At 48.0% G+C, this 19,110-nt stretch carries 19 protein-coding genes; 8 read left to right on the top strand and 11 right to left on the bottom strand.

Annotated elements, in window-relative coordinates:
* Positions 1–322: 322 nt before the first annotated feature.
* Positions 323–943 (top strand): chalcone isomerase family protein, encoded by a 621-nt coding sequence (locus QN395_RS08970; protein WP_323492861.1) that lies wholly within the window; start codon positions 323–325, stop codon positions 941–943.
* A gap of 251 nt (positions 944–1,194) precedes the next feature.
* On the top strand, positions 1,195–1,863 hold the full coding sequence (can, locus tag QN395_RS08965; RefSeq protein ID WP_322121316.1) for a carbonate dehydratase: 669 nt from the start codon (positions 1,195–1,197) through the stop codon (positions 1,861–1,863).
* Between the two features lie 79 nt (positions 1,864–1,942).
* Here the strand turns inward: can and panB are convergent, their stop codons facing one another.
* The 6 genes from panB to QN395_RS08935 form a co-directional block, all read right to left on the bottom strand.
* On the bottom strand, positions 1,943–2,755 hold the full coding sequence (panB, locus tag QN395_RS08960; protein ID WP_323492860.1) for a 3-methyl-2-oxobutanoate hydroxymethyltransferase: 813 nt from the start codon (positions 2,753–2,755) through the stop codon (positions 1,943–1,945).
* 141 nt (positions 2,756–2,896) lie between these two features.
* Entirely contained in the window at positions 2,897–3,379 is a 483-nt protein-coding gene (gene folK, locus QN395_RS08955; protein WP_323492859.1) for a 2-amino-4-hydroxy-6-hydroxymethyldihydropteridine diphosphokinase, read from the bottom strand.
* A 22-nt stretch (positions 3,380–3,401) separates the two neighbouring features.
* Positions 3,402–4,748, bottom strand: a complete 1,347-nt coding sequence (gene pcnB / locus QN395_RS08950) for a polynucleotide adenylyltransferase PcnB (protein ID WP_323492858.1) — start codon at positions 4,746–4,748, stop codon at positions 3,402–3,404.
* Entirely contained in the window at positions 4,745–5,422 is a 678-nt protein-coding gene (locus tag QN395_RS08945; RefSeq protein WP_323492857.1) for an HAD family hydrolase, read from the bottom strand. The genes pcnB and QN395_RS08945 overlap by 4 nt, the downstream gene beginning before the upstream one ends.
* Before the next feature lie 87 nt (positions 5,423–5,509).
* A complete protein-coding gene (gene hda / locus QN395_RS08940; protein ID WP_323492856.1) occupies positions 5,510–6,193 on the bottom strand; it encodes a DnaA regulatory inactivator Hda in 684 nt (227 codons plus the stop codon).
* Positions 6,190–7,275, bottom strand: a complete 1,086-nt coding sequence (locus QN395_RS08935) for an AI-2E family transporter (RefSeq protein WP_323492855.1) — start codon at positions 7,273–7,275, stop codon at positions 6,190–6,192. The genes hda and QN395_RS08935 overlap by 4 nt, the downstream gene beginning before the upstream one ends.
* 221 nt (positions 7,276–7,496) lie before the next feature.
* Here QN395_RS08935 and purM point away from each other — a divergent pair, with 221 nt between their 5' ends.
* Together purM and QN395_RS08925 are read left to right on the top strand one after the other, a co-directional pair.
* Complete coding sequence (gene purM / locus QN395_RS08930; protein ID WP_323492854.1) at positions 7,497–8,540, top strand: phosphoribosylformylglycinamidine cyclo-ligase; 1,044 nt, start codon at positions 7,497–7,499, stop codon at positions 8,538–8,540.
* 259 nt (positions 8,541–8,799) lie between these two features.
* On the top strand, positions 8,800–9,609 hold the full coding sequence (locus QN395_RS08925) for an SAM-dependent methyltransferase (RefSeq protein ID WP_323492853.1): 810 nt from the start codon (positions 8,800–8,802) through the stop codon (positions 9,607–9,609).
* Between the two features lie 313 nt (positions 9,610–9,922).
* Here QN395_RS08925 and QN395_RS08920 read toward each other — a convergent pair whose 3' ends face one another.
* Positions 9,923–10,186 (bottom strand): hypothetical protein, encoded by a 264-nt coding sequence (locus QN395_RS08920; protein WP_323492041.1) that lies wholly within the window; start codon positions 10,184–10,186, stop codon positions 9,923–9,925.
* Between the two features lie 292 nt (positions 10,187–10,478).
* Between QN395_RS08920 and QN395_RS08915 the strand changes: the two genes are divergently transcribed.
* The 4 genes from QN395_RS08915 (at position 10,479) to QN395_RS08900 (ending at position 15,521) form a co-directional block, all read left to right on the top strand.
* Positions 10,479–12,053, top strand: a complete 1,575-nt coding sequence (locus tag QN395_RS08915; protein ID WP_323492040.1) for an FAD-binding domain-containing protein — start codon at positions 10,479–10,481, stop codon at positions 12,051–12,053.
* 349 nt (positions 12,054–12,402) lie between these two features.
* Entirely contained in the window at positions 12,403–12,552 is a 150-nt protein-coding gene (locus QN395_RS21605; RefSeq protein WP_416352049.1) for a DUF2256 domain-containing protein, read from the top strand.
* Positions 12,549–13,958, top strand: a complete 1,410-nt coding sequence (locus tag QN395_RS08905) for a DASH family cryptochrome (protein ID WP_323492039.1) — start codon at positions 12,549–12,551, stop codon at positions 13,956–13,958. The genes QN395_RS21605 and QN395_RS08905 overlap by 4 nt, the downstream gene beginning before the upstream one ends.
* 9 nt (positions 13,959–13,967) lie before the next feature.
* Positions 13,968–15,521 (top strand): cryptochrome/photolyase family protein, encoded by a 1,554-nt coding sequence (locus QN395_RS08900; RefSeq protein ID WP_323492038.1) that lies wholly within the window; start codon positions 13,968–13,970, stop codon positions 15,519–15,521.
* A 106-nt stretch (positions 15,522–15,627) separates the two neighbouring features.
* On the opposite strand, the gene QN395_RS08895 is transcribed toward QN395_RS08900, so the two are convergent.
* The 4 genes from QN395_RS08895 to QN395_RS08880 all read right to left on the bottom strand — a co-directional run bounded on the left by QN395_RS08895 (position 15,628) and on the right by QN395_RS08880 (position 19,092).
* Positions 15,628–16,422, bottom strand: a complete 795-nt coding sequence (locus tag QN395_RS08895) for an EAL domain-containing protein (RefSeq protein WP_323492037.1) — start codon at positions 16,420–16,422, stop codon at positions 15,628–15,630.
* A gap of 89 nt (positions 16,423–16,511) precedes the next feature.
* On the bottom strand, positions 16,512–17,393 hold the full coding sequence (locus tag QN395_RS08890) for a dienelactone hydrolase family protein (RefSeq protein WP_323492036.1): 882 nt from the start codon (positions 17,391–17,393) through the stop codon (positions 16,512–16,514).
* 135 nt (positions 17,394–17,528) lie between these two features.
* Positions 17,529–18,257, bottom strand: a complete 729-nt coding sequence (locus QN395_RS08885; RefSeq protein ID WP_323492035.1) for a Crp/Fnr family transcriptional regulator — start codon at positions 18,255–18,257, stop codon at positions 17,529–17,531.
* A 418-nt stretch (positions 18,258–18,675) separates the two neighbouring features.
* Positions 18,676–19,092 (bottom strand): cytidine deaminase, encoded by a 417-nt coding sequence (locus tag QN395_RS08880; RefSeq protein ID WP_322121332.1) that lies wholly within the window; start codon positions 19,090–19,092, stop codon positions 18,676–18,678.
* Positions 19,093–19,110 lie beyond the last annotated feature (18 nt).

Here is a 19,110-nt window from a genome sequence, read left to right as displayed (position 1 = left end):
TGGCCGCTCCTTTCTCATCTATTTTGCGCTTCTCGCAATAAAATTACTCTCCGGTGTTTCGTTTTGCAAGAACCTCATTAGCGAAAATAATTAAATCATATCAAATCCTAAACTCCGGCTTGTTCAGGATGAAAGTCTTTGTTTAATAGATTGAGTGGTGTGATGGATTTGGTGGAATAAAACCACTTTTCCAGTAATCGGATTCCTTGTGGCGCTGTGGCAACGTATAATAAGATGCTGTTATTAAACAGTTTTATATTGATTTAGCATAGCCTAAGAAAACGCCCACGCATTTATAAGGGTGAAATTAATGGAGACAAAAATGATTTTGAATACAAGTAAGCGCTTGTTAGCGGGCTTTGCATTGCTTGCCCTAACTAGCATGGCAACACATGCGGCCCCGATGGAAGTGGCTGGTGTCAAATTTGATGACACAGCACATGTTGCCAACACAGATTTAAAGCTCAATGGTGCCGGCATTCGCTACAAAGCGATTTTTAAGGTCTATGCTGCTGCACTCTATTTAAAAGACAAAAAAACTACCGTGCCTGACGTGCTTGCCACGACTGGCCCGCGGCGTGTTGCAATCGTCATGTTGCGTGAAGTAAGTAGTGATGAATTTGGTGATGGTTTTATGTCAGGTGTTCAAAAAAATACTGACAAATCTGAAAAAGTGAAACTGACGACGCAATTTTTGCGCTTGGGCGAATTATTTGCGTCAGTTCCACTATTGAAAAAAGGCGATATCATCCTGACGGATTGGGTGCCTGGTATCGGCACTATTTTCTATCTCAACGGTAAAAAATTAGGCGAACCCTACCCCGATATTGTTTTTAATAACGCTATATTGCGTATTTGGTTGGGTGAGAAGCCAGTCGATTCATCGCTAAAAAAAGCGATGTTAGCGCCGGAAGTGACTGAGGATAAAAGTAGTTATCGTTAGTCTGGTGATGCTACATCATTCATGTTTCTAGCCTTGTTTTAAGCTGGTTTTGGATAGATTTACTTATTGTAAAAAAACGCGGATGACGAAATTGTCGCCGCGTTTTTGATTATTTATACCCGGATAATCACATCCAGATTTTTTCTTAAGCTATCGGGGCAAAAGTTTTGTCTGCTATTTGCTTGTGGGGATATCCGGGTTAGAGTGCATTCCCGGTTAGAATGGCGCCTATCGAAAAAGAAAGAAACAGTATGAGCGTCCATGATAAACCGAACCTTACTCCCGAGCAACTTCTCCAAAATAATCGCCAATGGGCTAATGCTATTGTAGCCAAGGATGCCGGTTTTTTTAAAAAACTAGCAGATCAACAAACCCCAGAATACCTCTGGATCGGTTGTTCTGATAGCCGCGTCCCGGCCAATGAGTTACTGGGATTATTGCCAGGCGAATTATTTGTTCACAGAAATATCGCTAACGTTGTCGTGCATAGCGATTTGAATTGTCTCTCCGTATTGCAGTTTGCGATTGATGTATTAAGGGTTAAGCATATTATTATTTGTGGCCATTATGGCTGCTCAGGCGTGCATGCCGCGTTGACGCGCCGCCGTGTTGGCCTGGCGGATAACTGGTTGCGCCATGTTCAGGACGTACAGGAAAAACACGAAGCCTACCTTGGTGATGTGTTCACTGAAAAAGAGAAAAGTAATCGTCTTTGTGAACTCAATGTCATTGAGCAAGTAGTCAATGTTTGCAGAACTAACATCGTTCAGGATGCTTGGGAGCGCTCACAGCCCTTGACGATTCACGGTTGGGTATATGGTTTACAAGATGGCTTATTACGTCAATTGGGTATGACGGTGAGTTCGCCAGAAACCTTATCGGCGCACCTTGAAACTAGTCTGGCTCGTTTTAAATCTTAAAACGCATTTGATGGGTTGTTGGTATTGATATTACATGGCTGCGGTACAGAGATTGCCGCAGCCACTCACAAAAAATTAATTAAAAGCAATGTTCCGGCGCAGGAAATGATTTGTCTTTTACTGCAGTGACATAGGCGGTTACAGCCGCATCAATCGTCGTTTGACCATCCATAAAATTCTTCACGAAGCGGGCTTTGCGTCCCGGAAAAACACCCAGTAAGTCATGCATGACTAATACTTGTCCAGAGCAATCCGGGCCAGCACCGATGCCAATGGTGGGGATTGCCAATAGCTCGGTGACTTCTTTGCCGAGTGCTGCGGGGATCGCTTCCAGCACCAAGAGGCTGGCGCCAGCTGCTTGCAGACTCAGTGCGTCGGACTTGAGTAAATCAGCTGCGGCACTGGTTTTTCCTTGTACTTTATAGCCACCTAATTGATGCACTGACTGCGGTGTCAGACCTAGATGAGCGCATATCGGGATGGCTCTTTCTGTCAAAAATTTAATGGTCGGTACCAGCCAGTCGCCGCCCTCCAGCTTCACCATTTGCGCGCCAGCCTGTATCAATTGTACGGCGTTGTTGAAGGCAGCTTCTGGCGTCGCGTAACTGCCAAACGGCATATCGGCGACTAGTAGCGCGCTCTTATTGCCACGCGCTACGCTAGTGGTGTGATACGCGATATCTTGAATTGTTACCGGCAATGTTGAATTGTGCCCCTGGCAAACCATGCCAAGTGAATCGCCAACCAACAGTATTTCGACACCACAGCGATCCATCAATGCCGCAAAGCTGGCGTCGTAGCAAGTTAGCATGGTGATTTTATTGCCTTGTTGGGCTTGTATTGCCAGGCCCGGGATGCTGACAGCTTTACGATCTTGCAAATATTCAGCCAAAATAATTCTCCGATAAATGAGTGATATCAGGCATTTTATGGGGAGTATGCCTTTGTTTTGGTAAGTCGTCCAGATATTATATGGACATTAACCCTGCTAATATAGGTACTATGGGGTAGTATATTATTTCAATAAGTTGGTTCAAGAAGTTAGCTCAATAATTACCTGCTCTGCAACTACACCAGCGAAATCTTGTGCCGCACCTTTACCAGGTATGGTGATAAAAGGACTAATTTGTAGCAGCGGCAGCAACACAAATGCCCTCTCTGTCATGCGCGGATGCGGCACTGTTAAAGCATCGGTATGGATTTGCTCTAAGCCATACAGTAGCAAATCCAGATCAAGTGTGCGCGGCGCGTTGCGGTAGGGACGTTCGCGCCCAAATGCTAATTCAATCTGCTGCAGAGCTAGTAGCAAGTCAGTAGCGCTCAAATCTGTGCGGAGCTCTGCTACGGCGTTGATGTAATCATCACCAGAGGACTCAATTGGCGCAGTCTTAAATAGACTGGATTGCGCAATTAAAAGGCTGGCGGGCAAATCGGCTAAGCGCAGAATTGCCTGCTCTACGCTACCACGTGCATCACCCAGATTTGCGCCTATGCCGATGAATGCTTGTGTCGTCATTCCTAGCCTAACAATATAAAGTTTATTCTGCTACGGGTTTGCGTGGCGCGCGACGACGTGGAGGACGCTTTTTCACTACTCCGGTGTCTTTCGGTTTAACCGTCAACAGGTATTCTCGCTGTTCACTATCGCCTTCCATAAATGCCGTCCACCATTCGCCTAATTCTGCATCCAGTTCACCCGATGCACAACGGAGTAGCAAGAAATCATAGCCAGCTCGCAGCCTAGGATGTTCTAGCATTTTGTACGGTGTTTTACCTACGCGCTTTTCAAACCGGGGTTGCATCGCCCAGATGTCGCGCATGTCTGAGCCGATCTTGCGTTGCAGGGCAAGACTATCGGTTTGCTTATTCAATACGTCGTCTGCTGCGAGGTGCAGGGCAGGGATGGCAAACTCGCCTGCGGCTTTATAGGCATTCCATTTTTCTACTACCTGATGCCACAGCAAAGAGGCGAACAAAAATCCCGGTGACACGGGTTTGCCCTGGCGTATGCGTTCATCGGTATTCGCCAGCGCCAGAGTGACAAATCGTTCGCCCATCGGCTGCTCTAACACGACGTCCAATAGCGGCATCAAGCCATGATGCAGACCTGCTTTGCGCAATTGCTGTAAGCATGCCATGGCATGACCGCTCATCAGCAATTTCAACATTTCGTCAAACACCCGTGCTGTTGGTACGTTGTTGATCAGGGGCGCCATGACGGGAATCGGCGCGCGGGTTGCCTCATCAATCGTAAATTGTAATTTGGCAGCAAAGCGCACTACACGCAGCATACGCACCGGATCTTCACGATAGCGTTCTTCCGGAACGCCAATAATGCGCAGCGTTTTTTTACGGATATCCGCAATCCCGCCGTGGTAATCCAGCACGCTCTGGGTCGCCGGGTCGTAGTACATTGCATTGATTGTAAAATCGCGCCGTGCAGCGTCTTCAAATTGCTCACCAAAGGTATTGTCACGCAGCACTCGACCATGCTCGTCCTTCGGTGCGCTATCAACTGCCGCACCGCGGAAAGTAGTGACTTCCAGTAAGTCTTGTCCAAACATCACATGCACGATTTGAAAGCGTTTGCCGATAATGAAAGCACGGCGGAACAAACGTTTGACCTGATCTGGCGTCGCGTTGGTAGCGATGTCAAAATCTTTTGGCTTTACCCCCAACAACAAGTCGCGTACTGCACCACCGACGACAAAGGCCTTAAATCCATTTTCTTGCAGAGTCGAAGTGACGCGGATCGCATTGGACGACAATAATTGCGGATCGATGCCGTGTTCTTTTGCATTCAGCACAGTGGGCTTTTGCTTGGCTGCTGCTACTTCTGCCGGGCTTTTAACACCCAGCATTTTGCGGATAAATTTCTTGATCATTGCTCGTCAAATAAGTGAATAATCGGCCAGCCGTGGGTTTCGGCGTGGGCACGTAGTTTGCTGTTGGGGTTGGTCGCAATCGGATCAGTCACGATAGATAACAAGGGAATATCGTTTTGCGAGTCGCTATAAAAATAGCTACGTGGAAAATCATCCAGATGCATGCCTTGTTGCGCTAGCCATTGTTGCAGATGAGTGACTTTGCCTGCACCAGAAGTTGGTACGCCTAGCAATTTTCCGGTAATGTTGCCGGCCGCGTCCCGCTCAGGTTCTGCGGCGATCAAATTTTCTACACCAAAAGCATGTGCGATCGGTGCCGTAACAAAGCGATTGGTGGCGGTGATGATGACGACCAGATCATCGTCGTCTAAATGGCTTTGTACCAGATCATGCGCAGGCTGTAGTAAGGCCGGGCGGATGACCTCGTCCATAAATTCTTCATGTATCGCATCTAGTTCAGAGCGCGGAAATTGAGCCAGCGTGCCGAGTGCAAATTCCAGATATTCCACCGGATCTAAAGTACCAGCCTGATATTGCGCAAAAAATTCGCGATTGCGACGTTCAAAGGCCTTGGCATCAACCGCGCCGGTGCGAGCCAAAAATTGCCCCCACTCATAATCCGAATCGATGGGAAGCAGCGTGTGGTCCAGATCAAATAAAGCAATATTGCGCATAGTGTTAGGAAAGTGCCTTATTTATTTTGTAGTAATACTGCATGGATATTGTAGTGGCTGAGTAGGCGACAAACTAAGTACATAGTATTAATGGTCATACGCCTGCTGTTGTTGCAGTAGTTCCCGCAGCAGCGGTAGCGTGATTGCTCGTTTAGTCTCTAGCGAATAATGGTCTAACTGATCTAGCATGTCCGTCAGTGACAACATATCACGCCGGTAGTGCGTAATCAGATAGGGTAAGACGCCGCCTGAAATAACGATCCCTCGTGCCTGAGCAGATCGTTCCAAGGCATCGATTTTATCCTCATCTGTTAAACCATGAACCTGATAAATCAGGCCCCAGCCTAAACGGGTGCGTAAATCATCCCGTACATTCAAAATCATGGGCGGCTGCTTGCCTGCCGCGACTAAAAAACCGCCATGCGCACGTGCTTCATTAAATAAGTTGAATGCATCAATTTGCGATTGTGCTGGCAGATTTTCACAGTCATCCAGTAAATACAAACTGACCTCCGGCGTATGATCAAAGGCGCTGCCAGGCGCATCTGCACTGATGTAGCGCGCTTGTCCACTATTCGCCAGCGCATGCAGGAGATGAGTTTTGCCCGCGCCAGCTTCGCCCCACAAATACACAAAACGCTCGCCATATTGACTTGCAGTACGGGTAGAAAACAAGCTCAGCAGTTGCGCCAGTTCTGCATTTTGGCCGACGACAAAAGTATCTAGCGAGGGCGGTTGTTCCGCATCCAGATCTAGCAGTAATTGCCTCATGACTGACGATAAACCGAACTATTGAGGTAAGCGATACGCAGGTGTTTGGCCGCTACTGCCAAAATTGCCGATGTCGGCAGGGCAACCAGAATGCCGATAAAACCAAATAACTGACCAAATGCCAATAAGGCAAAAATCACCGTTAACGGATGCAGGCCAATCCGTTCACCCACTAAACGCGGCGTCAAAATAAAGCTTTCCAGCACTTGGCCAACACCATAAATAATCGCGACAGAAATCAGACCGTGAAAACCATCAAATTGTAAAAATGCACCGATCAAAGCGAGCGCCAGACCTAGCCCAAATCCCAGATACGGGATAAATACTAAGAAGCCAGTAATAATGCCAACCGGCAGTGCCAGATCAAAACCAGCAATCGCCAACGCGCCAGAGTAATAGATCGCCAGCACGACCATTACCATGATCTGACCGCGCAGATATTGCGCCAGAATACTATCTACTTCTGAGGCACCGGATTTGACGCTGCCGACCCAGCGCCGCGGGATAAAATTTTCCAACCTCTCCATCAAAGGATGCCAGTCAAGCAAAAGGTAAAACAACACAATCGGTATCAGCATCAAATTGGCGACCATGCCCAATACAGCGGTACCACCAACACGAATAGAAGCTAATACTGCCTTACCAATCTCTTCACCACTGGTGTCTAGTTGCTTGGTGATCATCTCTTTGATGCCAGCGCTATCTAATTGGATATGAAGGCCCAATTTGCCTAACATCGGACCTAATAACTCATTCGCTTTATCAAAAAAACGAGGTATCTGGTCTTGCAACTGGGGGATTTGTTTTTGCAAAATTGGCGTCATCACCAATATCATTGCCAGTATCAGCATGATCACCAGCACGATCAACAAGGTCGCAGCCACTGAGCGCGGCAGATGAATGCCTTTTACTTGGAAGGCACACAGCCGATCCACCCAAGGGTTAAGGATGTAAGCCAAAATCGCCGCCACAATAAATGGCATCAAGATTGGCCCCAATAATAAGATCAAAATCAGCAGTGCCAGTCCAAGCACGCACCATAAGGCGGTCTGTTTTTGTTCAGGGGTAAATGAAAATGCCATAGTGGATATAAGTTTCTCTTCAGACAAAAACTGGGGATGAAATCAGCGCAGGCCGCAAAAAGTCCAAAAACTAGCTGCGACTCGGGTCGATTTGTTAAAATAGCGTTCTTTGTTGCGGAATTCTGCTTACATTTTCTAAATTGTATTAGGCAAGTATTAGAAAATCATCAAATTCAGCAATCCTTCTATTTTACCGCCTCACGCCTCTATTGACGACTATCATGAGTACTCCAAGCAATGTTTCCCTTTCTTACCGTGACGCTGGCGTCGATATGGTCGCTGGCGACGCGCTGGTTGACGCGATTAAGCCTTTCGCTAAACGCACCATGCGCGAAGGCGTTATGGCCGGCATCGGCGGCTTTGGTGCCATGTTCGAAATCAGTAAAAAATACAAAGAACCTGTGCTGGTCTCTGGCACCGATGGTGTCGGTACCAAACTCAAACTCGCTTTCCACCTGAATCGCCACGACACCGTTGGGATTGATCTGGTCGCCATGAGTGTCAATGACATTCTGGTGCAAGGTGCCGAACCTTTATTCTTCCTGGATTATTTCGCCTGCGGCAAACTCGATGTTGCCACAGCGACGGATGTCATCAAAGGCATCGCCTTTGGTTGTGAGCAAGCAGGCTGCGCCTTGATCGGTGGCGAAACTGCCGAAATGCCATCCATGTACCCGGAAGGCGAATATGATTTGGCGGGTTTTGCGGTCGGTGTGGTAGAAAAATCTAACATCATTGACGGCAGCAAAATTGCTCCCGGTGACGCCATCCTCGGTCTGGCATCGTCCGGCATCCATTCCAACGGCTTCTCACTGGTACGTAAAATTATCGAAGTTGCTAACCCTGACCTGAATTCAGATTTCCACGGACGTACTCTGGCAGATGCCTTGATGGCACCGACCCGTATCTACGTCAAACCACTGCTGGCATTGATGGAGAGCATGGAAGTCAAAGGCATGGCGCATATTACCGGCGGTGGCTTGGTAGAAAACGTCCCTCGCGTGTTAGGGGGCAAGCTGACCGCGATCCTTGACAGCAAAGCCTGGACCATGCCTCCACTGTTTACCTGGTTGCAACAACACGGCGGCGTAGCAGATGCAGAAATGCACCGCGTCTTCAACTGCGGTATCGGCATGGTTGTGATCGTCTCGCAAGAGAATGCGGATGCAGCGATGGCGCAACTGCTTGCCGCTGGCGAAACCGTTTCTCGCATCGGCACTATTCGCGCCCGCGAAGGTGATGAGCATCAGACGATCGTGGTGTAAGCTTGCCATCAACTTATTAACTTAATACCGATGGGTGATCTGTCCGGGATGATCTGTCAGTTCAATACTGGTAGAGAGTATTTTTAAAAGGTGCAGGTATATCCTGCACCTTTTGTCTATTTGGCGTCCAAAAGATGGGAGTATATTTTTATTCGACACGGATTCTTTATTTAATCAATACTCTTGAGTTCATCTCGCCTTGCAGGGATAATTTTGCGTAAGCCCTATCAATAACAAAACCAAATCACAAAATCATCCAATGAATCCTATCTCAGACACAGCGTTTTATACCTGCGGCGTACGTGCTCAGGATGCTCAATCAGCACAGCCTTTATGTGGCGACGCGTATGCGCATTTATTTATGACGGATCACGGAAATACGATTTTTGACCAGCTTAAAACCGATGTCAGACCCAATCAGAGTATTGCGGTACGGCATAGGATGATTGATGATTTTTTGCGTGAGCGTCTAGCTCAACAGCCAAAAACGAAAGTGATACTGATCGGCGCAGGGTTTGATGCACGGGCTTTCAGGCTGGATCATGGTCATTGGTTTGAGATTGATGAGCCACAGGTCATCGAGCATAAAAATATCTGTTTGCCAGTAGCGTCCTGTGCCAATGCCCTAGAGCGTATCGCAATAGATTTTTCGCAAGAAACCTTGACCAATAAATTGCCAAAAAATGATGGCATGCCGGTCATTATTGTGATGGAAGGTGTGTTTGGATATTTGACCGAGACCCAAATTAAGCAAACCTTGCAGGCATTGCGAGCCGCGTATCCAAAACATAGTTTGATGTGCGATTTGATGAGTAAGCATTTCATCCAAAAGACGGGCAAGAAGCTCACAGACAGGATAGAAAAGTTAGGCGCAAAATTCCGGTTTTCCCCGGAAAATCCCAAAGATATTTTTGAGCGTTGCGGCTACCAGCATGTTGCCAGCGAATCCATCGTAGAGGAAACTTTGGTAGTACAAAATCAGCGCCTCCCTTTGTTTTTATTGAGGACATTTTTCAAGCGCATTATGCACGGTTACACGATGAACTTGTTTGAAGCGAAAGTACATTAGCGCTAACCCGGGAACAGATTCAAAACAACGCCAAAAACAGTGCTGGAATAAAAATTAACTTCAAAAAAAATCGGCATCCGTTTCACACGCGATGCCGATTTTTTTACTATCTGGGTATTGTTAGTCAGCTTATCTACTGCTGGACGATATAATCAGATGCCAGTCGTTGTGGGTGTAAATACAGCATTAATAAACTATAAATACAAAGCTGTTTTGAATCCGTGACACAAATTGAAATTCTGCAAATTGAATTTCAGCAAATTGAATTTCAGCAAATTGAATTTCAGCAAATTTAAATTCAACAGATTTAAACCTAAGCACTCACGTTGATCACTTGTCCGATTTTTTGCCCGTCCGTATTCACAGAAGGGCTTGGCGGTGGTGGCGCTTGATTTTGAGTTTGTGCTTGAGTCTGAATTTGAGCCTGAGCTTGAATCTGCGCTTGTGCAGTTGCCTTGACGTTGTCGTCATTGCTGGTCTTGGTGTTGTCTGGCTTTTGTGCCTGCAACTGATCCGTTGGACGTGGAGTAACTGGCGTTGGGGTAGTTGTACTGCTGCTGACTGAACTAACGCTCATGATGAACTTTCTCTAGTGTTAAGCGTGGTGGATATTATTTTGTTAAATTAGTTAACTCATTGAAATGATATCTTGAAAAGTATTTAAGCAGTTATCTTAAAGACCGATGGTAATTCATCGCAATTTATAATAGATCATTCTATAGCATAGGCAATAAGCAGCGACAATCAAGGCAAATTACTCCATCAACTTAAAAGTATGTCCCGTAATTGACTCACTCTTCACGGGTTTTGTACCTCGAATTAGCCTCAATCCAAGCCTGTATTTCTCAGCGCATTCGTATAATGAGGCCATGACTTATAGCATCGTTTGGTTTAAACGTGATTTGCGTTTGCATGATCACATCGCCTTGCACACCGCAGCACGCCAGGGGCCTGTGCTGTGTCTGTACGTGGTCGAACCCTCTATTTGGGCGCAGCCTGATGCGGCAAATCAGCATTACCAATTTTTGTTAGAAAGTCTGCGCGATTTATATGTCGCCTTGCGCCAACGTGGCGGACAGCTGCATATTTTAACGGGCGAAGTTACCAGCGTATTTGATCAGCTTTTTGCCAGCGCGCCTTTTTCCGCTATTTATTCGCATGAAGAAACCGGTAACGATGCCACCTACCAGCGCGATAAAGCCGTTGGTCGCTGGTGTCGTGCGCATCAAATTGCCTGGCATGAGTTTGCGCAATTTGGTGTAGTGCGTCGGCTACAAGATCGTGATGGTTGGCAGCGACAATGGAACGCGCATAACGACCTGCCTTGTGTGCCCGTGCCCGAGTTGACTGCGGCGAGTTTTGCCGCGCTGCCGCCATTATTGGCGATGCCGCAATTGCCTGCTTCGCCACAAGAGCTGGGCTTGGATGCCTACGATCCGCCGCAACGGCAGCGTGGCGGCCGGCAGTGCGGCTTGAGCGTGTTGTACAGTTTTTTGACCGACCGTAGCAATCAATATCGTGGCGGAATTTCTTCCCCTTTATCTGCGCCGACCGCCTGTTCTCGTTTGTCACCGTATCTGGCGTTTGGTTGTGTCAGCTTGCGGGAAATCGTGCATGCTACTCGACGGCAAGTCGCCTCGTTATCGCCATTGTCACCATTATCGCCCGGTACCAGCCGCCAAAAACAAGGTTTGAATGCCTTTGTCAGTCGCTTATATTGGCATTGTCATTTCATCCAAAAACTAGAGAGCGAGCCGCAACTAGAGTACCGCAATCTGCATCGGGGTTATGACGGTTTGCGTGAGCATGACTGGAATCAGGCGCACTTCGAGGCACTGACCTCGGCGCGCACTGGCTGGCCTCTAGTCGATGCTTGCGTGACCATGTTGCATCAGACTGGCTGGCTTAATTTCAGAATGCGGGCCATGCTAGTTTCGGTCGCCGCTTATCCGCTGTGGCTGGACTGGCGGCCAGTAGGACATTGGCTAGCGCGGCAGTTTTTGGATTACGAACCGGGCATCCACTGGAGCCAGATGCAAATGCAGTCTGGTACGACCGGTATCAATGTGCCGCGTATTTACAATCCGATTAAGCAAGCCAGCGACCATGATCCGCATGGGCGCTTTGTACGCCGCTGGCTACCTGCAATGCGGCGCGTACCCGACTCATGGTTGTTTGAACCGTGGCGTATGCCGCCCGATGTGCAGGCGGCTTGCGGCGTACAGGTGGGTGTCGATATCGCCATGCCGGTGGTCGATATTGATCTCGCCACCCGCGAAGCCAAAGCACGTCTGTTTGCCTTACGCGCCCAGCCCGGTGTGAAATCAGCCAAGGCAGCGATTGTAGAAAAACATGGTTCACGCAAAAAAGATACCGGCAGAACGCGACGCAAATCAGCGGCCAATGCGGCGCAGCAGAACAGCCAGTTAGATTTAGGATTTTGAAGCAGGAAGACAATTACAGAATTGCAGTGCTTACTCCAGACGAAATTGATCTTGTTAAAGCCAATGGCGGTACATATCGGGGCAGGATTTTAACGCCTCTCCCGCAAGCGGCAGAGGGGAATAAAGTCTAAAAAAACGTAAAAATAACTTAATGTAATTTATATACTGGTGGTAAGTATATTTTAAGTGCCCATATAATAATTGGACAATCTGGCATATTTATTAAAAATAATGGGGAGTATATTAATTCCCCCTGCAATCAGTGAAGCAAAGTACTAGCAGAAAGTCACCCTGGCAAGTGAACTTAGTAATACCGTTTTTCTTCATCCGCTCAACAAGGAAAGATCACATGCGCATGCGCAAAAAATCGGATTTGCCGACCAAACTCTGTCCGCAATGCAATCGCCCGTTCGCCTGGCGAAAAAAATGGGAAAAGGTATGGGATGAGGTGAAATATTGTTCCGAACGCTGCCGCCGTGATAGCAAAGCTGCCCCATGATCCGTACATCATTCACTCCAACTTCCGCACCAAAAGCAGCGCCAGAGACGACCGTGATCTACTGGTTTCGCAACGATCTGCGCCTGGACGATAATCCCGCGTTGACGCAAGCCTGTCATCATGCGAGTAACTTAGTCCTCGTGTATTGCCACGATCCCGTCATGGAGAAAATGACACGCTGGAATGTGCCGCGCACTAGCCAGCACCGCCAGTATTTTTTAGCATCGGCCTTAGCTGATTTAAATGCACAACTCAGTTTGCAAGACAGTCAATTGCTAGAGATTAAGGGTAGCGCCGCAGAACGCCTGCCCGTATTCGCACGTGATATCGGTGCCACCACAATTTATTGCGAAGAGATCGCCGCGCCGGAAGAGCAAGAGGAAGTTGCCGCTTTGCGCGCAGCCGGTTTGACAGTGCATACGATCTGGCAATCCAGCCTGCTTGACCCCTCCGATTTACCGTTTTCATGTAATGCTTTACCAGACGTTTTTACCAGCTTTCGTACCTTGGTCGAGCGGCATGAAGTGCAGCCACCATTGCCGCTGCCAAGACCGGAGAAGATTCCGGCCTTGCCACCGGCTTTCGCTGCTGTACTTGAACAATGGAATAAGGCCGATCTGTTGATATCGCCGATGCTTACGACGCACACAGAGTCTGCACTTCAAGCTGAACTTCAAGCTGAACTTCAAACTCAAATTTACGCAGACAGCCGCTCATCTTTCCCGTATTTTTTACCTGCATTTGCTGGTGGCGCAACTATGGCCTCTGCACATTTGCAGCAGTATTTTGAGCGTAAGCTGGCGCACACTTATAAGCTGACACGCAATGGTTTAACGGGAACAGATTATTCCACTAAATTTTCTCCCTGGCTGGCGTCTGGCGCAATGTCGGCGCGCAGTGCTTACCTGGCGTTGAAAGAATTTGAAGCAACTCACGGCGCCAACGACAGCACATATTGGATTTGGTTTGAGTTGTTGTGGCGTGATTATTTCCGGCTGTTGCACCTGAAATATGGACGGCGACTTTACCTTGCAAAAGGTCTGACCAGCTTGCCGCCGCCAACGCATAGTGCACGTAGATTTGATGCCTGGTGCCAGGCCAGAACTGGCGAGCCGCTGGTCGATGCTGGCATGGCAGAACTGGCCGCTACCGGTTATTTATCTAATCGCTTGCGCCAGATTGTTGCCAGTTATCTGATCCACGATCTAGGCTGCGACTGGCGTGCTGGTGCTGCCTGGTTTGAGGCGCAATTGATTGACTACGATGTTTATAGCAATCAGGGTAATTGGCTATATATCTCTGGACGAGGTACCGATCCCCGCAACGGACGACGATTTAATATTCAGAAACAAGCCCATGATCATGATAGGGACGGTATTTATCAACGACTCTGGAACGCACTATAAAGAATGACGATGACCACAACGCAAATAGATTCCCAAACTACGCTCAGATTGATACTCGGCGACCAGCTTAACTTGCAACATCGCTGGTTTAGAGAGGTTGATGATGCCACCGTCTATGTTTTGATGGAGGTGCGGCAAGAGACCGATTACGTGCTGCACCATGCACAAAAGATTCTGGCTATTTTTGCCGGGATGCGCGATCTGGCGCGGCAGTTGCGTGAGGCTGGTCATCGTGTACATTACCTCGCCATCGATGATGCGCGCAATCTGCAATCCATGCCAGCCAATATTGATGCGCTGATCGCGTACTACCAAGCCACGGCGTTTGAATATCAGGCTCCGGACGAATGGCGTCTGGATCAGCAGCTGTACCAGCATGGCCGTCGTTCGCACATTCCGTGGAGGATGGTCGATAGCGAGCATTTTTATACGACACGCAATCACGCGGCAGACATCTTCACCGGACGCAAACAATGGTTGATGGAGTTTTTCTACCGCCAGATGCGGGTACAGCATCAAGTACTGATGGAAGACGCCAAGAAGCCAGTCGGCGGCCAATGGAACTACGATCACGATAACCGCAAGCCTTGGCGTGGCGCGCCTGCAGAGCCACAAGATGCACGCACCTTGCATGATCATTCTGCTTTATGGAAAACTATTGTCGATACTGGAGTAAAGAGCTTTGGTAATCCCAAAGCTGATCAATTGGCATGGGCACTCAACCGTGATGAAGCCCTGCAACAACTAGACGCATTTATCAAGAATGCGCTACCGCAGTTTGGGGATTTTCAAGATGCGATGAACGTCAAAGCGTGGCGCTTATTTCACTCATTATTATCGTTTGCCTTAAATGTAAAAATGCTGAATCCGCGCGAAGTCGTTGCCAAAGCCGAGGCGGCGCATCATGCAGGTCATGCGCCATTGGCTGCGGTAGAAGGTTTTATCCGGCAAATATTAGGCTGGCGAGAGTACGTGCGCGGAGTGTATTGGACGAATATGCCGGAGTACGCTGAGAAGAATTTTTTTGGTCATAACCGTAAGTTACCAAGCTGGTTTTGGGATGGTAAAACCAAGATGAATTGTCTTTCGCATGCGATCACGCAATCGCTGGAGCAAGCACATGCACATCACATTCAACGCCTGATGGTAATCGGCAATTTTGCGCTGCTGGCAGGCTTAGATCCGGCGGAGGTCCATCGCTGGTATTTGGGTATCTACATCGACGCATTTGAGTGGGTAGAACTACCCAATACCATTGGTATGAGTCAGTTCGCTGATGGTGGATTATTAGCCACCAAGCCTTATGTTTCCAGCGCTGCCTACATCGATCGTATGAGCGATTATTGCAAAGGTTGTCACTACGATAAAAAAGTACGGATTGGTGAAAACGCCTGTCCCTACAACGCATTGTATTGGGATTTTTTCCATCGCAATGAGAAGACGCTGGCGAAGAATCCACGTATCGGTATGGCTTACCGGCAGTTAGAAAAAATGGACGAGGGAGCGATTGTAGATTTTCAGACGCAGGCTGCGGGGATGTTGGAGAATTTGGATTTACTTTAATGTTCTGAGGTAAGACCCACTTCAAAGCTGAGTAACTTCCGGATGTAGACTACCTCTCTTAAGGTTGGGGTAGTCATTTCCTTACATAAATTGGAGGATGAATCTGTTATTCCCATACTGACGGATCAATGTTGGCGAGTCCCTTAAACACGGGTTTAGAAAACCAATACCCTTGCATCAATTCAATGCCGGAAGCGAACAAAAAATCACGCTCAGCGCGGGTTTCTATCCCTTCAGCTAGAACTTTAATATTCAGTTTTTTGCAGATAGAGGCAATTCCCTCAACAATGGCCTGACGCGGTAAGTGATGATCTACACCACGGATTAAATCCATGTCGATTTTGACAAAATCCGGTTGATACTCTGATAGTAAATTGAGGCCGGCGTAACCGGCGCCAAAGTCATCAATCGCCGTTTGAAAACCAAAGTTTCTATACTCACGGATGATATGTACCAGATGCGGCCGGTCTTGTACCCGCTCTCCTTCGGTAACCTCAAATATAATTTTCTCTACCGGAAAATTATATTTCCGTGCAGCCTCAAGCGTGGTACGGATACAGACTTCAGGGCGATACACTGCATTCGGTAAAAAATTGATCGATAAAAATTCTCTCATACCCAGTTTGGCTGCACCCTCGACTGCTTTCATGCGGCATAACTGATCAAAGCGGTAGCGATTGTTATCGTTGATTTGCGCCAGAATGCTGGCGGCGGAATCACCGTTTGGGCCGCGCACTAATGCCTCATAGGCGACGATGGAGCGGGTAGCGAAATTGACTATCGGTTGATAAGCATATTCAAATTCGATTTCAAAAGGCTCGTTACTTTGACAGCCAACACAAGCTCCTCTGACATCCTCATTGCTATCGCTATCTGACTTGGCGGGTAAGATTGAGATCATTGTGTACTCATTTTCTTTAAAATCACCAGCATTGAAGGTTGGGCTGAAAAGCCATTAGCCCAACTTGGAGCTTGCAGTTGGTATGGCAGTTAGGTTACGCCATTTTCTTTAAACCAGGTCAAGCAACGCATCCAGCCATCTTTGGCATCTGCCTCTACGTAGCTCGGGCGGTAATCGGCGTGGAAAGCGTGACCTGAGTCAGCATAGACTTTAAAGACTGATTTGCTGGTGCCTTTTTTGAGTTCGGTTTCCATCTTAAAAATAGACTCAGCGTTGATGCCTGTGTCCTTGGCACCGTATAAACCAAGGATCGGTGTTTTTAAGCCCGCTGCTATGTCGACAGGATTGGTTGGCGATAACGGAGTCGAGTCTCCTACCAAACGGCCATACCAGGCAGCGCCGGCTTTTACATTGGGATTGTGCGCGGAATACATCCAGGTGATGCGTCCTCCCCAGCAGAAGCCGGTGATGGCTAATTTGTTGGTGTTGCCGCCATTGGCTTTGGCCCAGGCAACCACCGCATCCAGATCAGACATGACTTGGGCATCGGGTACTTTGGAGACGACTTCTTTGATCAGTTCGCCAATATTGGGGTATTTGCTTGGATCGCCTTGGCGTACGAATAATTCTGGTGCCAGCGCCAGATAACCTAGTTTGGCGAAGCGGCGGGCGACGTCGGCGATATGCTCATGTACACCAAAAATTTCTGAGATGACCAAAACGACAGGCAGATTGGTTTTGCCTTCTGGCTGAGCGCGATAGACAGGGACTTTTTGTCCGTTGACTTCGACCATCACAACCCCGGCAGTTAAACCGGCCGTATCGGTTTTGATCATAGTTTGTGCCATCACAGGCATCGCTGCAGCGGCAAAACCGACGCCTACCGCAGTTTGAATAAAGGTGCGACGGTCAACCCCATCGCTTAATTTTGACTTGCCTACCAGACTATCGAAATCCTGTTGATTCTGCATGAGTATCTCCTGATGGAATGATTGTGGTTGTGGAAAAAACAGCAATTAGCATACCGCAAAATCAGATATCGTATTGAGAGTGCGCATGCCATTCAATGAGACTGGAATGGTTTTGCGCAAGTTGGATTATTTAGATTATTTATCTGAGGGAAGTAGCCGCTCGTACTCTTCTTTGACGACGGAATAACATTCGCAGACACGTTGCTCTAATTTTTTTCTATTGGTGACGGTGATGCGACCGCGGGCACGTTCGACCATGCCATCTTTCTGTAATTGTCCAACTGCTTCAGTAACGCTTTCACGCCGTACACCTAACAAACTGGCTACCATTTCTTGAGTGATGATGATTTCATTATCATGCAGCCGGTCGATGGTCATTAATATCCAGCGGCAGAGTTGTTGATCTAGTGAGTGATGTTGATTGCACACAGCAGTTTGTGAAGTTTGGCTAATCAGCGCCTGGGTATATAAGAGGGAAAGTCGCTGTAGTTCACCAGCCGACTCAAACTCTTGCTTCATGATTTTGCGACTCAATTTAAACGCAGCGCCAGCACTTTGTACTTCGGTACTGGTGGGCATGCTTTCACCGCCCATAAAAATCGAGATGCCGACCATACCTTCGTCGCCGACCAGCGCGGTTTCGCTAGTAGAGCCATTTTCTAAGGCATAAATCAAAGAGACGATGCCACCGATAGGGAAATGTACAAAATCCACATGATCGCCTGATTCAGACACGGTCCAGCCTAGCGGCATTTCTACATATTTAAGATCCGGCAATAGTCTTTCGTACTCAGATTTGGGAAGAGCAGCCAGTATGCGGTTTTTCCGTGGATCGGGTTCTGGCGTGGTCTCTGATTTTGACATGGTGTGGAATCGATTAATTTTGTAATGAAGGGCGATGTAAAACTACTTCAGCAAGTTGTCGCGACGATATTGAGAATGCTACGAATAGTGCGTTTAGGAGCCAATTTATGTAACGACGATAAGTTCTAAGTGTAAGAGATTTGCACTTAGATAGCAGCACCAATTAACACCAGCATATTCCACCATTTAGCGGGCGTGAAGTAAATTTTGTAGACCTAACTAGTTACCAGATAGCTCGGAGGGCGAAACCTGATGTGATTGGCAGCGCTAGCGAGAGCGTGCGAGGCGAATGGCGGGGGAAGCCGATCGGTGCCCAGAATAGCCGGTGAATTGTTGCAAATCTAAATAATCGGGGACAAGCATTCGCCTTGCCCCGTTGTCATAAGTGCGTCACGCATCAACAGTGCTCGAGCCTGGTTTAATCAGCTTGTGGCACCAGATAAAACGCATCTGGCAATTGCTCGCCAGCGGTAGTCTGTTTGATGTCGCCTTTTAAATTGGTCAGTACAACAGCTAGTTGAGGGCCACCCAATTCGATGATGACCTGGCGGCAAGCACCGCAAGGGGCGATCGGAGCGTCGGTGTCGCCAGTGACGGCGATGGCGGCGAAATCACCCGGACGATATCCGGCAGCGAGTGCGCTGAACAAGGCGGTACGCTCTGCGCAATTGCACAGACCGTAGGAGGCGTTTTCAATATTGCAGCCATGGAAAATTTTACCGTCTTTGGTTTGTACCGCCGCACCGACTTTAAATTTGGAGTAGGGCGCATAAGCCAACTCGCGTGCTTTGTGCGCTTCTGCAATCAGATTAGGGATGATGTCTTGGGTCGTCATGGGAAATTCTCAACGTAT

The organism is Undibacterium sp. RTI2.2, assembly GCF_035018705.1.
In the GTDB taxonomy this organism is placed as follows: domain Bacteria; phylum Pseudomonadota; class Gammaproteobacteria; order Burkholderiales; family Burkholderiaceae_D; genus Undibacterium.
The sequence above is the reverse complement of the archived record's forward strand: the minus strand, read 5'-3'. Positions and strand labels throughout refer to the sequence as shown.

Excerpts from the sequence above, each read along its gene's own strand:
- QN395_RS08970 (WP_323492861.1), top strand. The coding sequence starts at position 323 with ATGATTTTGAATACAAGTAAGCGCTTGTTAGCGGGCTTTGCATTGCTT.
- can (WP_322121316.1), top strand. The coding sequence starts at position 1,195 with ATGAGCGTCCATGATAAACCGAACCTTACTCCCGAGCAACTTCTCCAA.
- folK (WP_323492859.1), bottom strand. The coding sequence starts at position 3,379 with ATGACGACACAAGCATTCATCGGCATAGGCGCAAATCTGGGTGATGCA.
- pcnB (WP_323492858.1), bottom strand. The coding sequence starts at position 4,748 with ATGATCAAGAAATTTATCCGCAAAATGCTGGGTGTTAAAAGCCCGGCA.
- QN395_RS08945 (WP_323492857.1), bottom strand. The coding sequence starts at position 5,422 with ATGCGCAATATTGCTTTATTTGATCTGGACCACACGCTGCTTCCCATC.
- hda (WP_323492856.1), bottom strand. The coding sequence starts at position 6,193 with ATGAGGCAATTACTGCTAGATCTGGATGCGGAACAACCGCCCTCGCTA.
- QN395_RS08935 (WP_323492855.1), bottom strand. The coding sequence starts at position 7,275 with ATGGCATTTTCATTTACCCCTGAACAAAAACAGACCGCCTTATGGTGC.
- purM (WP_323492854.1), top strand. The coding sequence starts at position 7,497 with ATGAGTACTCCAAGCAATGTTTCCCTTTCTTACCGTGACGCTGGCGTC.
- QN395_RS08925 (WP_323492853.1), top strand. The coding sequence starts at position 8,800 with ATGAATCCTATCTCAGACACAGCGTTTTATACCTGCGGCGTACGTGCT.
- QN395_RS08920 (WP_323492041.1), bottom strand. The coding sequence starts at position 10,186 with ATGAGCGTTAGTTCAGTCAGCAGCAGTACAACTACCCCAACGCCAGTT.
- QN395_RS08915 (WP_323492040.1), top strand. The coding sequence starts at position 10,479 with ATGACTTATAGCATCGTTTGGTTTAAACGTGATTTGCGTTTGCATGAT.
- QN395_RS21605 (WP_416352049.1), top strand. The coding sequence starts at position 12,403 with ATGCGCATGCGCAAAAAATCGGATTTGCCGACCAAACTCTGTCCGCAA.
- QN395_RS08905 (WP_323492039.1), top strand. The coding sequence starts at position 12,549 with ATGATCCGTACATCATTCACTCCAACTTCCGCACCAAAAGCAGCGCCA.
- QN395_RS08900 (WP_323492038.1), top strand. The coding sequence starts at position 13,968 with ATGACCACAACGCAAATAGATTCCCAAACTACGCTCAGATTGATACTC.
- QN395_RS08895 (WP_323492037.1), bottom strand. The coding sequence starts at position 16,422 with ATGATCTCAATCTTACCCGCCAAGTCAGATAGCGATAGCAATGAGGAT.
- QN395_RS08890 (WP_323492036.1), bottom strand. The coding sequence starts at position 17,393 with ATGCAGAATCAACAGGATTTCGATAGTCTGGTAGGCAAGTCAAAATTA.
- QN395_RS08885 (WP_323492035.1), bottom strand. The coding sequence starts at position 18,257 with ATGTCAAAATCAGAGACCACGCCAGAACCCGATCCACGGAAAAACCGC.
- QN395_RS08880 (WP_322121332.1), bottom strand. The coding sequence starts at position 19,092 with ATGACGACCCAAGACATCATCCCTAATCTGATTGCAGAAGCGCACAAA.